The sequence below is a fragment of the Janthinobacterium sp. SUN206 genome (genome assembly GCF_030587305.1).
Lineage (GTDB): Bacteria > Pseudomonadota > Gammaproteobacteria > Burkholderiales > Burkholderiaceae_D > Janthinobacterium > Janthinobacterium kumbetense.
Map to the genome: position 1 here is coordinate 26,881 of NZ_JAPWIB010000007.1, position 15,454 is coordinate 42,334.

Annotated in this window: 2 protein-coding genes; both read left to right on the forward strand. The window is 68.3% G+C overall.

The window, feature by feature from the left end; genetic code table 11:
* Positions 1–6: 6 nt before the first annotated feature.
* Positions 7–13,659: a filamentous haemagglutinin family protein gene (locus O3300_RS27400; RefSeq protein WP_305054663.1), complete on the forward strand. Its 13,653-nt coding sequence runs from the start codon at positions 7–9 to the stop codon at positions 13,657–13,659.
* A gap of 146 nt (positions 13,660–13,805) precedes the next feature.
* Positions 13,806–15,443 (forward strand): ShlB/FhaC/HecB family hemolysin secretion/activation protein, encoded by a 1,638-nt coding sequence (locus O3300_RS27405; RefSeq protein WP_305054664.1) that lies wholly within the window; start codon positions 13,806–13,808, stop codon positions 15,441–15,443.
* Positions 15,444–15,454 lie beyond the last annotated feature (11 nt).

The following is a 15,454-nucleotide window of genomic DNA, read 5'->3' on the forward strand; positions in this document are numbered from 1 at the left end:
GTCGCCATGCAGCGAAGCAAGTCGGTCACGAAACACGCATCCTCCTCCGCCATGGCGGGCAACCGGACCGGGCGCCCCGTGCGCCTGAAACCGCTGGCGCTGGCCATCGCCGTGCTGCTGCAGGCGGGCGGCGCGCAGGCGCAGCAGCCGTTCAGCGGCGCCTGGTTTGCCGGCAAGGGTGCGCAGCAGGGCACGGCCGCCAGCACGGGACGCTTGCCGAATGGCCAGCCAGCCACCTCGCTGAACAATCCTTTGCTGCAGCAGCAGAAGGCGGAAGGCAAGCTGCAGCAATCACTGAATAACCTGTTGCTGGCCGCGCGCGGCATCGCCGCCGAGCAGGCGGTGCAGGCAGCCGCGCGCCAGGCGGCGCTGGCGGCGGGCGGCGCTCCCGATGGCCTGGTCAAGGGCGGCTTGCAGGTCGACAGCAACAGCCTGACGGCCGGCTGGCTCAATGCCCAGGGACCGGTGCAGAGCCAGGCCGACGGCAAGACCGTCGTGAAGGTCGTGCAGACGGACGACAAGGCGATACTGAACTGGGAAAGTTTTAACGTCGGTAAGAACACCACCTTGCAGTTCGACCAGAAATCGAACTGGTCCGTATTGAACCGGGTCAATGATCCGCTGGCGCGCCCCAGCCAGATCCAGGGCCAGATCAAGGCCGATGGCACGGTGATGATCGTCAACCGCAACGGCATCGTGTTTACGGGCAGCAGCCAGGTCGATACGCGCAATCTGGCGGCCGCCGCCATGGGCATGAGCGACAGCCAGTTCAAGAGCGGCCTGTACGGCAAGGCGCAGGGCACGGGCGCCGTGCCGACCTTTGCGAATGACTTGTTGCTGGACCAGAATACCTTCAAGCATGGCAAGGCCGAGGCCGATGTCGTCGTCGCCGCCGGCGCGCGCATCGACACGCGCAAGCCGCAGACGGTGACGGAAGGCGGCGGCTATGTGCTGCTGGCCGGCCGCGGCGTCGACAATGCGGGCGCCATCACCACGCCGAACGGCCAGACCACGCTGGCCGCCGGCGACGCCATCGTCGTGCGCCCGGGCCAGGGCACGGACAAGAACCAGTATTCGAGCACGCGCGGCAATGAAGTCGGGATGCTGCGCGCGGCCGGCAGCGACGCCGGCGCCGTCGTCAACAGCGGCTTGATCCAGTCGGCCGGCGGCGACATCACGCTGAGCGGCAACACGCTGCGCCAAGACGGCGTGCTGCTGTCGAGCACCTCCGTCAACGGACGCGGCGCCATCCACCTGGCGGCGGCGGGCGACGACGCCAAGGTCACCATGGGCCGCGGCAGCGTCAGCGCCATTGTTATCGACGATAACGGCGCCACGGCGCTCGATGTGCAGCGCGACACCCTGCTGAAAGACACGGGCAAGGGAACGGACACGCCGCTGGACCGGCGCGACCAGTCGCTGGTGCGCATCGTTTCGGCCGGCAACGTGGAGTTCGAAGGCGATTCGCTGACCCTCGCCACGGGCGGCCAGGTGCTGGTCGACGCGGCCCGCCGCAGCCACGTGGCGCGCGACGCCGCCATCGACGTCTCCGGCGCCGTCGGCGTGAAGGTCGACATGAGCAGCAACAATGTGCTGATCAACGTGCAGGGCAACGAGCAGCGCGACGCGCCCGGCAGCCGCGACGCCAAATACCTGAACAACAGCGATGTGTGGGTCGACCGCCGCGACCTGGTGCTGGTGCCGGCCGGCACGAATGGCTATGCCACGGACCGCTGGTACACGGCCGGCGGCTTGCTGGAAGTGAGCGGCTACCTGAACACCAGCGGCCACGGCATCGGTGAATGGGCGGCCCAGGGCGGCACCGTCGGCTTTGGCGGCGGCGAAGTGGTGACGCAGGCCGGTTCGCGCATCAATATCGCCGGCGGCTCGCTGGACGTGCAGACGGGCATGGTCAAGCAGACGTGGCTGAAGGGCGCCGATGGCGCGATGTACAAGCTCAGCACGGCGCCGGGCGACAATCTGTACACGGGTCTGTACCGCGGCTATGAAAGCACGCATGCGCGCTGGGGCGCGAATACGACGGAAACCTATGCGAATGCCCTGATCGGCCCGCGCGAACGCCTGGAAAACGGCTATACGGTGGGCCGCGATGCGGGCCGCCTGATCGTTTCCACGGGCGCGGCCGTGCTGGAAGGCGATATCGACACGTCCGTGTTCCAGGGCGAGCGCCAGCAGCGCAAGCGCGATGACGGCGTGGATGGCTACAAGCAGGCGCAGACGGCGGCGGCGCGCGCCGGCCAACTGATCGTCGGCAAAATGACACCCGTCTTCGATACCAAGACGGGCCAGATGCGCGACAGCCCGCAAGCCGTGCTGGACAAGGTGCAAATCGGCAAGGTGGCCGGCATCGCCGATGGCCAGCTGCTGGACGCCGCCTTGCCGGCCGCGCGCAGCCAGACCTTGCAGCTCGACGCCGACTGGCTCAACGGGCTGGAATTGGGCGTGCTGAATATCTATGCCTACGACAAGCTCGACGTCAATGCCGACGTGCGTGTGGCCGATGGCGGCGACATCGCCCTGCACGCCACCGACGTGGCGCTGAAAGCGAACGTGAGCGCGCGCGGCGGCAGCATCGCCGCCGGCGACATCGTCTCGCGCTACCTGGCGAATGCGGGCGCGGTATGGGCCGATGGCAAGCTCGTGCCGGACAACCGTCCCACGGGCACGGCCGGCGTGCGCGTGGCGCCCGGCGTGCGCCTCGATGCGCGCGGCCTGTGGAGCAACCTGGAACTCGATCCCGGCGCCGGCGCCGGTTTGCCGTATATCAATGGCGGCAAGGTCAGCCTGAAAAGCTCGGGCGGCATCGACCTGACGGGCGGCAGCGTCATCGACGTCTCGTCCGGCGCGGCCCTGATGGGCAATGGCAGCCTGCAGGGCGGGCGCGGCGGCGACATCACCCTGGCGGTCGATCTGCCGACGGAGAAGGCGCCGACGGGCGCCATGCTCAAGCTCGATGGCGAATTGCGCGGCTATGGCGTGAAAGGCGGCGGACGCCTGGTGATCGACAGCGGCGCGGCCGTCAGCATCGGCGGCCAGCTGCTCGAAGGCGATGTGTTGCCAGGCGGCAGCAGCTCGCCGTTGGCCCTGCGCCTGGCCGATGAATTGCTGATCGCCAAGGGCGAGACGATTCCCCTGGCTTTCACCTTGACCACCAGCGTGATCAAGCCGGGCCAGGCCTTGAGCAAACCCGTGGTGGTGGATGTGTCGGTGCAAAAACCGCTGGTGCTGGGGGCCGACCTGCTGTTGCCGCCTGGCGCGCACGTCGTCATCAACAACGCGACGTATGTATGGGAGGGTTCCATCGTGCCAGCCGGCAGCGTGCTGACGGTCATCAATGGCCTGAATGCCGGCTTCGTGGTGTCGGCGGCGGCCTTTCCGCAGGGCTTGCCTATCGTACCGGTGACGACGAAGTACGCGGCGGGCAGCATCGCCACCGAAGAATTGCGCGCGCCGCCTGGTCTGGTGCTGCCGGCCGGCATGGTGCTGGGGCGCGACGCGGCGGTCAAGCCGCTGCTGGCGCTGGACGCGAGCCTGTTCCGGAGCGGTTTTGCCGACTACGCCATCACGGGCCGCGATGGCGTCGCGGTGGTCAAGGATGCGCATATCGACGTCACCATGCCCGTGCTGCATTTCAATCCCGCCACGGGCCATACGGTGGCGGGCGGCACCGATCCTGGCGCCGCGCTGGAACTGTGGACGCCGGAGCTGTACCAGGAAGATGCGCGCAAGGCCCGCCTGACGCAGCGCGCCGGCGCCAACCTGTCGCTGACGGCCGGCAGTCCGCACGTGAAGGGCGCCCTGGCGGTGGCCCAGGGCGCCGTCATCAAGGTTGATCCGGGCCGCCAGATCAGCCTGACGGGCAATGACCAGATCACCGTCGATGGGCGGCTCGACGCCTGGGGCGGCAAGATCGCCATCCTGCCAGGCACGTTTGGCACGGGCAATGATGTGGACTTGCCGAACGGCAAGGGACAAGCGACGTCGATCTGGATCGGCGACAAGGCCGTGCTGGACGTGGCCGGCCGCGCCACGGTCGCCACCGACATGCGCGGCGGTCGCTATGGCCGTGCGGACCAGGGCGGCAGCATCGAAATCGGCGCCCGCTACAAGGCTGACGCTGCCAGCGTCGACGCAGCCGATGCCTTTGTCGTCGTGCGTCCGGGCGCCCTGCTCGACGCCAGCGGCGCGCAAGCCGCACTGGACTTGCCGAACCAGGGCGCCGTCAACGTGGCCGGCAATGGCGGCTTGATTTCGCTCAGTTCGTACAATGGCATCTTTGCCGACGGCACCCTGCGCGCCGCGGCCGGTGGCGCCGGTGCGGCCGGCGGCACCCTGGCGCTGGCGCTGGACACGCCCAATTATGGCAAGGTCGACCGCTACAACTTGCAAGGCGGCAACGTGGACAACGCGGTGCGCGTGCCGCGCGAAATGCTGCTGGCGCAGGCGCAGGGCGAAAGTGCCTTGCCCGTCGACTTGCGCGCCGGCCAGCAGGATGCGGCGCTGCGCTATGGCAGCGCGCGCCTGGGCGTCGACCGCGTGCAGGCGGGCGGCTTCGACAACCTTGCCCTGCATGTGAATGGCATGCTCAGTTTTGACGGCGACGTCAACCTGTCGCTGGGCCAGAGCCTGCGCCTGAGCGCCACCTCGCTGGGGCTGGCGCAGCAGCCTTTGCCCGATGGCCAGGACAAGGCGGCCAGCCTTGCCAGCCAGGTGCGCCTGGCGGCGCCGTACGTGCGCCTGGGCACGGCCGTGCGCGCGCAGAAGGACGATTACATCGTGCCCAATGCCGTAAAAGGCTCGAAAAACCTGGGCAGGGGACGCGGCATGCTGGGCGTGCCGCTGGTGGCCGAGGATTCCTTGCTGCAGATCGATGCGGGCATGCTCGATATCGCGGGCGAGGTCAACATGGGTACGCGCGGCACCATCGCGCAGAGCAGCGGCGCAGACCTGGTGGTCGAACGCGATGCCTTCGAGCAGCTGACCCTCAACAGCCGCGGCGACATGCGCCTGTCGAACAGCGCCGCCCTGTACCAGCCGGGCAATGCCACCTTGGTGGCCGCGCAAATCTACCCGGCCACGGGCGACAGCGGCATGGTCACGGTGGGCCAGAAGAGCGCCATCGACGAATACGGCATTATCCGCGTCACGCTCGATCCGCTGCGCACGCTCGATATCGGGCGCAGCGCCGGCAGCGCCACGCCGAACCAGCCGTTCTCCGTGTTTGGCAGCCTGAGCCTGGTTGCCCCCACCATCAACCAGCATGGTGTGCTGCGCGCGCCGCTGGGCCAGATCAATCTGGGCGCCGAAGGCTATGAAGCCTACACGGGCCATGTCAACCTGTTGCCGGGCAGCCTGACGTCCGTCAGCGCGAAAGGCTTGACGATGCCGTACGGCGGTACGCTCGATGGCCTCAGCTACCTGTATGACGGCAACGACGTCGTGTTCAAGGGCGTGGGCAACGGTCCCGAGATCGCCTTGACGGGCGCCGCCGTCGACGTGCAGGCCGGCGCCGTGCTCGACCTGTCGGGCGGCGGCACCTTGACGGGCGCGGCCTTCCTGGCCGGACGCGGCGGCTCCACCGACGCGCGCCTCAATCCGCTGGTGCAGATGAAGCCGAACGGCGGCTTCACCCTGCCCGGCCTGAATACCAACCCCGTGTACGCCATCATTCCCGGCGTACAGCCGGACGTGGCGCCTTTGACGGCCGAGCAGGGCGCGGGCAAGCCCGCCGTGGGACGCCAGATCACCATCGGCGCGGGCGTGCCCGGCCTGGCGGCCGGCACCTACACCTTGCTGCCATCGACTTTTGCCCTGCTGCCCGGTGCATTCCGCGTGGAATTGAATGGCCTGGCCGGCGCCGTCGAGACAGGCGGCACGATCGCCATGCGCAATGGCTCGTTTGCCACCGCGGCGCAGACGGGCGTGGCGGGCACGGCGTTCCGCGACGTGGTGGCGCAGCAAGCCATCCTGACGCCGGCCGACGTGCTGCGCAGCTATTCGCAATACAATGAAACGGGCTATGCCGCCTTTGCCGTGGCGCAGGCCACGCGCGACGGCGTGCCGCGCGCCATGCTCGAACGCGACGCCAAGGGCGTGCGGCTGCAACTGATCGCTCCATCCCTGCACAGCGTCGAGAACAACCATACGCCATTGATGATGGATGGCAGCACCCTGTACGCGCCGGCCGAGGGCGGCTTCGGCGGCTCCCTGCTGCTGGGCACGGGCAACCATGCATCGACCCGCTACGAAGTGCTGGCCGACGGCACGGCGCCGCTGGCCGATTTCAATGGCGTCTCCGTGCACGCGTCGCAGATCAATGCCTTCGGCGCCCAGCGCGTGGGCATCGGCGGCTTGCCGCGCGTGACCTACAGCGAATTTGGCACGGGCAGCAACCAGCGCGCCAATATCGCCGCCATCAACGAATCGGCGGGCGGCATCGTGCTGCGCGACGGCGCCGTGCTGAAGGCGGCCGAAGTGTTCCTGGTGACGGCGAGAAAAGACGACGGCATCATCCTCGAGCAGGGTTCCGGTATCAATACGCTGGGCCGCGGCAAGGCGGCCTGGGACTCGCGCGACGGCTATGTGTACCTGCCCATGGGCAGCGTGCTGGCCGTTTCGAACGGCTGGCTGGACATGCTGCCGGCCGCAGCGCCGTCGTCCGAATCGTATGGCCCCGGCATCATCGACATCGGCGCCTGCAAGAAGGCGGACGGCGCCTGTGGCGGCGGCACCTCGCTGTATTCCGAGGGCACCATCGCCGCCGTGACGGAGCGCGCGTTTACCCTGCGCGACAACGTGCGCTACGGCACGCGCAACCTGGTGCTGGCGATGGGGGCGATCAATGTCGGCAGCGAGGCGTCCCTAGCGGACGCCAGCGCCCGCGGCGCCCTGCCGGACGGCCTGGCGCTGAACCAGGGCGTGCTCGACCGCCTGCTGCGCGGCGACACCAGCACGGGCGCACCGGCGCTGGAAAGCCTGGGCTTGACAGCGCGCAACTCCTTCAACTTCTATGATTCGTCGCAGCTGTCGACCATCGATGCGGCCACGGGCAAGTCGTCGCTGTCGCGCCTGGTGCTCAATACGCCCGCCATCTACGGCTATGGCGGCGCGGACGCGCTGGCGCGCATCCACACGGACACCCTCGTGTGGCAGGGCGCGACGAACGCGCCCGGCGCCGTGGTTGCGAATGGCCCCGGCACGGGCAGCGGCCGCCTGCAGGTCGATGCCAAGCGCATCGAGTTCGGCTTCACGCCGGACAGCCGTCCCGACACCATCCACAAGCTGGACCGCCTGGTGCTGGGCTTCGGCCAGGTGGCGCTGAACGCCAGCGAACAGCTGACGGCCAACAACAAGGGCAGCCTGTCCGTCTACCAGTCGCAAAGCGCGTGGGATACGGCCACCAATGGCTACCGCTACAGCGGCGGCGATTTGCTGATCAACACGCCGCTGCTGACGGGCGCGGCCGGCTCCGTCAACCGCATCACGGCGGGCGGCGACCTGAAGGTGAGTGCACCGGCAGGCGCGGCCGCCGCCTCGCCGACGAATGCGGCGCTGGCCGGCGCCCTGGGCGCCGAAGTGGCGCTGAGCGGCAACAATGTCAGCGTGGATACGTCGGTGGTCTTACCAAGCGGAAAATTGACCCTGTCGGCCGAGCGCGATGTGCTGCTGGGCGACAAGGCCAAGCTGGACCTGGCGGGGCGCAAGATCGATTTCTACGACACCAGCAAATACAGCTGGGGCGGCGACGTGATCCTCGACAGCCGCGAAGGCGATGTGCGCCAGGCGGCCGCCTCCGTGATCGACGTGTCGGCCGTGAACAACCGCGCCGGCAAGCTCAGCGCGACAGCCACCGGTGACGCTGCCGGCAGCGTCGATTTGCGCGGCACCTTGCTGGGCGGCGCCAGCGGCAGCTATGACGCGGGCGGCACCCAGGTAGGCTACGCGGCCGGCGGTGCGGACATCCGCGCCCAGCGGATCGGCGACTTCGCCGGCCTGAACCAGCGTTTGAACACGGGCAAGGTATTCGGCAGCCGCAGCTTCCAGCTCAAGCAGGGCAATTTGACCATCGGCGACGAGCTCAAGGCGCGCGAAGTGAGCGTCTCCGTCGACGGCGGCAGCCTGACGGTGCATGGCCGCATCGACGCCAGCGGCGAACAGGTGGGCAGCATCCGCCTGGCCGGCCGCGACGGCGTCACCATCCAGTCCGGTGCCGTGCTCGACGCGCACGGCACGGTGCTGCGCACGGACAGCTATGGCCAGGTGATCGAGGCGCCGAACCGCGCCGTGATCGAACTGGCGTCGCCTGGCGGCCGCCTGACCCTGGAAAACGGCGCGCGCTTCGACCTGCGCAGCGGCGAGGCAGGCAAAGGCGGCGGCAACTACGGCAGCATCGACCTGAATGCGCGCCGCCTCGGTGGCGCCACGGGCAACGATATCGACATCGACGCGGCCGGCGCGCTGAACATCGCCGGCGTGCGCACCGTCAACGTCAACGCCTTCTGGCAATACAAGGATGCCCCGGCCGGCAAGGGCAAGGATGCGGATGGCCGCAGCTACCAGAGCATCAACCAGGCTTACCTGGACGAGAAGCACGGGGACAGCCAGGCCTTCATGGTCAATGCGCTGGCGAACGGCAACTTGATGAACAACAAATTGCGCGGCTTGCGCGGCGATGCGAACGCCTTCCACCTGCGTCCCGGCGTCGAGATCGTCAGCGCCACGCCGGGCGGCGACCTGCATATCGATGGCGACATCGACCTGTCCGGCCACCGCTATGACGGCGTCAATCCGCTGGCGCGCCTGAGCGGCGTGTACGGCTCGGGCGAGGCCGGTGCGCTGGTGCTGCGCGCCGGTGGCAAGCTCAGCGTCTTTGGCAGCATCACCGATGGTTTCGATACCAGCAAGCTGCCCGTCACGGTGGATAACAAGGGCTGGCAGCTGGTGAAGGGCCGGCTGCCGTGGGGCGGCGAGGTCGTCGTGCCGCAAGCGGGCCTGGTGACCCTGGCCGAGGACACGTATTTCAAATCGGGCACGAGCGTCAATTTTGCCGTCCCGATGAAAGCCATGGAGTTGCGCAGCGGCACCTTGCTGGCGGCGCGCGCCACCTTGACGGCGGAGTTGAACTTGCCAGCAGGCAGCGTGCTGGGCGGTGCCGTGCGCAATGCCGACGGCAGCGTGCTGTACGCGGCCGGCACCGTCTTGCCCAAGGCGCTGACCTTATCGAGCGGCATGCAGCTCGATGCCGGCCTGCGCCTGCCTGGCGCGGCCAAGGTGGCGGCCATGGTGTGGCCGGCGAATGTGGCCTTGCCCTTCCCGGAAGGCCAACCGCGCGACACGGGCGATAGCGTCAATGCCATCAATGGCGTGGTGCTGGCCTCCGCGCTGGCGCTGGACAAGGGCAGCGTGCTGCCAGCCGGCACGCTGGTCAAGCTGCCTGGCGACGCGACCATGGTGGCGCTGCGCAGCGAGGATGGCAGCGGCAGCCAGGGCCGCAACCTGGCGCTGGCGCCCATGCTGGCCCAGGGTTCGCAAGCGTGGTCGCTGCGCCTGGTGGGCGGCGCCGATACGGCCGCGGCCGATACGCGCGCGCTGCGGCCGCATGCGAAGGACGCCCATCTGATGCTGGCCGATACGCATTACGGCATGGGGGAAAAGACGTCGGTCAAGCCGGGTACGGGTTTGCCGGGCAAATATATCTTCAGTGAACAAGCCATCAGCGAGGGCATGCCGGAAGGCGAGGTTGATATCGAGACGTGGTTTGGCAGCGAAGAGTTCATGCTGGAGTACTATGCCCATTATGTGATCAAGGTGGCGGACGGCACGCCGCCCGAATATGTGACCAATGTGGAACCGGCGCGCCAGCCCCTGTTCAGTGTGCTGCGCACGGGCACGGGCGACCTCGACTTGCTGGCCGCGGGCGACTTCGACATGCGTTCGCTGTATGGCGTTTACACGGCGGGCACGCAGTCGGCCTCGCCGCTGGTCGATGGCAAGGATCTGTTCAACTTGCCGCGCGGCCTGAACGCCAAGGGCCAGCTGCTCGGTGCACTGGGCAAGGACTTTACAGCATTTGTCGATGGCGGCAGCGAGAGCCTGTACCGCGCCTGGTATCCCGAGCACGGTGGCAATCTGCTGCTGCGCGCCCAGGGCGACGTCAAGGGCGATACCCTGGGCACCTCCACGCAACGCCGCGAGGATGCCATCGGCTTCCTCAACGCGCAGCAGGATACCAGCGATATCGGCAGCTGGCTGTGGCGCCAGGGTAGCGGCAGCACGGGCGCGGGCGTGCCGACGGCGTGGTGGATCAATTTCGGCACCTACGTCGCGCGCCCGGAAGGTCCCGACCTGTTTGCCGGTTTGCCGGTGCTGTCGGGCTTTACGGGCATCGGCACCCTGGGCGGCGGCAATGTGCTGCTGCAGGCGGGCGGCGACGCCGGCATGCTGACCTCGCGTGCCGACCCGGCCGGCGAATTCGCGCCGCGCAGCCAGGGCCTGAACGTGGCCGTGGGCAGCACGGGCAGGGTGACGCCGGACGGCAAGCTGCTGCTGACGGGCGGGGGCGACCTCGACATCCGCATCGGCGGCGGCCTCAATCCGGTCGCCGCGGTGCGCAGTTTCGACCGCAACGGAGACTTCGCGAATGTCGATACGCGCTTCGAGCGCCAGTATCCCACGCTCAACAGTACCTTCACCAACCTGCGTGGCGCGCTGCGCATGGAGGCGGGCGCCGTGGGCGGCGTCGAACTGCGTTTCGACCGCGCCGATCCGACGGAATCGCGGCCGTACGAAACCTACACGGCGGGCACGTCCATCGCCAGCGGCGGGCCTATCCTGGTGCCGGGCGACAGCGGCGTGCGCATCGATGCGCGCGGAGACCTGGTGCTGGGCGGCACGGCCGATGCGGGCCGCGTGAAGCAGCTGGGCAACGGTTCGCCGTTCAACTACCAGGGCGTGGCGCGCACCGGCGAAGGCTGGAGCTGGTTCTCGCTGTGGACGCCGGCCACGGCCATCGACCTGTTCAGCGCGGGCGGCAACTTGACGCCCACCTCGTCCTGGATCAATTCGACGATCGGCGACAACCACGCGCCGACGGACGGGCGCTTCGTCATGCCGTCCGTGCTGCGCGCCGTGGCCGCCAGCGGCAGCTTGTACTACGGCAATGCCAGCCTGGGCAGGCTGGGTGGTGATGGCGGCAAGGTGGACATGCCGCAAAACGGCGTGATCCTGGCGCCGTCGCCGGTGGCGCCGCAATTTGTCAGGACGGGCACGGGCCAGCTGGAAATGCTGGCCGCCGACTCCATCCATGCGGCCGGTTATCCGATCACGCCATCGGGCGCCGACCCGCGCCTGCTGCCGAATCCGTTCAATCCGGGCTTCGTCGGCGCCCTGGACAAGGTCTGGTTCGGCCTGCTGCCGCTGCATAACGTCAGCGCCGATGCGCTGGCGCCCGGTGCGCTGAAATGGTTCGGCTCGACCCCGAACGGTGCCAGCGATGCCGGGCAACAACTGTATCCGCTGTTCAGCATGACGCCGCCGACGGTGTCCGACTATGTGCCGGCAGGCCAGCTGCCCGCGCGTTTCTATGCCAGCAGTGGCGACATCGTCGGCCTGCGCACGGGCGGCATCGTGTATCGGGGCAACCTGAAGGGCGTCAGCGGCGCCCTGGGGCTGTGGTACGAGGGCGGCGGCGCCGTGGCCGTGCGCGCCGGACGCGATATCGTCAACTCGGGCACGCCGCTCGGCAGCGTCGAGGGCGTGCCGGACGGCGCGGCCGGATGGACCAGCCAGGCCTTTGCCGGCCGGCCCGATTTTCCGGACAAGCCGGTCGTCACCGGCAGCTCGTCGGCGCGCGGCAACCTGTTCGTGCACCGCCACGCCGATGACGTTTCCGTCGTCAGCGCCGGGCGCGATATCCGCTACAGCACCTTCTATGTGGCGGGACCGGGCCAGCTCAATGTGAGCGCCGGACGCGACCTGTACATGGCCGACAAGGGCGAGCTGCGCAGCCTCGGTTCCATCGTCAGCACCGGTCCCGGCGAGCGCGGCAATGGCGCCGGCATCAGCGTGGCCGCCGGCGTGGGCCGCAACGGCCCCGATTACGCGGCCTTCGCGGCGCGCTACCTGGACCCGGCCAAGCTGGCCGACCCGGGCCGTCCGCTGGCCGACCAGGCCGGCAGCGCCGTGTACGTCTACGGCGGCAAGCTGACCCTGGCCGACTGGCTGCGCGGCCAGTTCGGCTACAAAGGCGACGAGGCAGGCGCTGCCGCCTTCCTCGGCACGAAGCAGGCGGAACTGGAAAAGGCCGGCTCGCAAACGGGCGGCGTGCGGCGCGACCTGGCGCGCGAATACGCGCAGGTCAGCCAGCTGCACCTGGTGAACTGGCTGACGACGCGCTTTGGCGGCGACAGCGGCCTGGGTATCCGTTACGACCCGGCCACCGATGCGCGCAGCTTCTTTGCCGCCTTGCCGAAGGAACAGCAGCAGGTGTACCTGAGCAATGTCTACTTTGCCGAACTGAAGGCGGCCGGGCGCGAGTACAACGATCCGGACGGCGTGCGCCGCGGCAGCTACCTGCGCGGCCGCGAAGCCATCGCCACCCTCTTCCCGACGCAGGACAAGGCGGGCAAGAAGATCGAGTACAAGGGCGACCTGACGATGTTCAGCAGCGCTCTGTACACGGTCAACGACTACGCAGGCATCTATACCAAGCGGCCCGTCGCGGGCGTGCGCTACCTGAGTCCGCAGGAGTGGGCCGAGGCGGGGCGTCCGACCGTCAACGTGCCGCACGTGATCGTCAACGATGCCGGCATCCACACGGATTTCGGCGGCGATATCGGCATCGCGGTGCCGGGCGGGCGCGCGCTGATCGGCGTCGACGGCGGCTATGCGCCGGGCGAAGGCTCGGGCGTGCTGACGCAGGGGGCGGGCGAGATCCAGATGTATGCGAAAGACAGCATCCTGCTGGGCCAGAGCCGCATCTTCACCACATTCGGCGGCAACATCCTGGCCTGGTCGGCCACGGGCGACATCAATGCGGGCCGCGGCACCAAGTCCACCGTCGTCTACACGCCGCAGCGCCGCACCTACGACAGCATCGGCCTCGTCAGCCTGTCGCCGAGCACGCCGACGACGGGCGCCGGCATCGCCACCCTGAACCCGATCCCGGAGGTGCCGCCCGGCGACATCGACCTGATCGCCCCGCTGGGCACCATCGACGCGGGCGAGGCGGGCATCCGCGTCTCGGGTAACGTCAACCTGGCGGCCTTGCAGGTGGTCAACGCGGAAAACATCCAGGTGCAGGGCAAGGCCACGGGCATGCCCGTGATCGCCTCGGTGAACGTGGGGGCGCTCAGCAATGCCAGCGCGGCCGCCACGCAAGCCGTCACCGCGGCGCAGGACGTGCTGCAGCGCGAACGGGCTGCCACGCGCCAGGCGCAGCCGTCGCTGTTCACGGTGAAGGTGCTGGGCTTTGGCAACGAGCAGGCGGACGAAGCCGGTGTTGGCAAGCACACGGGCGGCGAACCGCAGGCGTCCAGCTACCAGCCGGCCGGTGTGGTGCAGGTGCTGGGGGCGGGGCCGTTGACGGCGCCGCAGCTGCAGGCGCTCACGCCGAACGAGCGGCGCGGTTTGCAGCCTTGAGCGGAGTTTTATGAACATTTGATGACATTCGGCAGTCGCCGCGCGCGGCGGCTGTCTAGGCATCAGTAGATCAGCATTAGCAACAAAAATACGCCGGCCCAGCGCCGCAACACAGGGCAACCGTTTGATTTTAAGGTGAATGGAAGATGCGTGAAATGACAACCAAGGGCAGGGGCGTGCCGCCAGCGGCGCCTGCAACCGCCTTGACGATGCTGTGCCTGGCCATGCTGGCGCTGCCCGGCATGGCGCGCGCGCAGGACGCGGTCCCGGCGGCCGCTCCTGTGGCCGCGCCGGAACGGCAGGTGACGATCGAGGAATACCTGGTGCGCGGCAATACCGTGCTCGATGCGCGTGCCATCGAAGAGGCGGTGACGCCCTTCCTGGGGCCGGGCCGCACCCTGAAGGACGTGGAAGGGGCGCGCGACGCCCTCGTTGCGGCATATCAAGCCCGCGGCTACCAGTCCGTCTACGTGGACTTGCCGGAGCAGCAGGTGGAGCAGGGCGTGGTGGTGCTGCAGGTGAGCGAAACGAAGGTGGGACGCTTGCGCGTCGTCGGCGCGCAATACAACTCGCCGCTCGACGTGCGCCAGCAAGTGCCGGCCTTGACGGAAGGCAAGGTGCCCGACTTTACGCAGGCGCAAGTGGAGCTGACGGCCCTGAACCGCGGTCCCAAGCGCCAGGTGATGCCGCTGGTCAAGCAGGGCAGCCTGCCCGGCACCATGGACGTGGACTTGAAGGTCGAGGACAGCAGCCCGTGGCGCGCCAGCGTCGGCTTGAACAACGATTACAGCGCCGATACCAAGAAGCTGCGCAGCAGCATGTCGGTCGGTCACGACAACCTGTGGCAGATGGGGCATAGCGCCACCATCAGCTTTTTCGGCACGCCGGGCGACCTGAACCAGACCAAGGTGTGGTCCGCCTCGTACGTGGCGCCGATCGGCACGCAGGGCTGGAGCGTGGAAGCGACCGGCTACCAGTCGAACAGCAACGTCGCCAGCACGGGCGGCACCAGCGTGCTGGGCAAGGGCCACGCGCTGGGCATGAAAGTCAACTACACGGTGCCCAACAGCGGCATCTGGTGGCACAGCTTTTCTGCCGGCATCGATTTCAAGGATAACCAGGAAGCCTTGAAGCTCAATGGCACGGGCAGCAATATTCCGCTCAAGTACGTGCCCCTGAGCGTGTCGTATAACGGCTTTGCGCAGACGGATGCGGCGACGTACGGCCTGGGCCTGTCGCTGGTGGCCGGCACGCGCGCCGCGTTCGGCTATGGCAGCAACAGCGCCGCCTACGACAACAAGCGCTACAAGGCCTCGCCCAGCTTCCTCGTGCTGAAGGGCGACGCCAACGCCACTTACACCCTGGGCAGCGGCGCGCAGCTGCACGGGCGCATGTCGGGCCAGCTGGCTGACGCGGCGCTCGTGTCGGGCGAGCAGATGGCCGCCGGCGGCGCCAATTCCGTGCGCGGCTACCTGTCGGCCGAAGCGACGGGCGACTATGGCGTTTCCGGCACCGTCGAATGGCGCACGCCCCAGCTGACGTATTTCAGCCACCTGGAAAACTGGCGCCTGTTTGCCTTTGCCGATGGCGCGCGCCTGCGTCTGCGCGATCCGATGATCGAGCAGAAAGACCTGTTCGGCCTGGCCTCCGTGGGCGTGGGCAGCAGCTTCCAGTTCCTGCGCTACCTGAATGGCCGCATCGATTTCGCTTACCCGCTGCGCGATGGCCCGCGCACGCACAAACACGTGCGCCGCATCAATTTCAACCTGTCGGCCAGCTACTGACGGGCCAGCTC